This is a genomic window from Pseudomonas sp. 2995-1 (assembly GCF_002742505.1).
GTDB classification, from domain to species: Bacteria; Pseudomonadota; Gammaproteobacteria; order Pseudomonadales; family Pseudomonadaceae; genus Aquipseudomonas; species Aquipseudomonas sivasensis.
In genome coordinates, this window is record NZ_LJSA01000066.1 from 1 (window position 1) to 237 (window position 237).

Genomic DNA, 237 nt, shown 5'->3' on the forward strand with positions numbered 1-237 from the left:
TAATAAATGTATATTCTATTCCTTCTGTGCCTCCATATAACTCTATCGGAACAGATAAGAATTCACGTATCTCTTCCTCAGAAACTTCTACAAACACTTCAATTATCTCAGGATCTACCCTTTCCACACCATCTGGTACAGGTACTGGAATCTCTAACGTAGTATCTCCTGTGATTTCATCTAAATCTATTTTTATCCCATCAATAAATGAAATATTATTTATCACATCTATTGGAC

The 237-nt window shown here is 33.8% G+C and carries 1 protein-coding gene; it reads right to left on the reverse strand.

Annotation, left to right across the window (positions count from 1 at the left end; all coding sequences use genetic code 11):
• The coding region (locus AOA61_RS30755; RefSeq protein ID WP_256583304.1) for a CdaR family protein at positions 1-237 on the reverse strand (237 nt) is incomplete at both ends.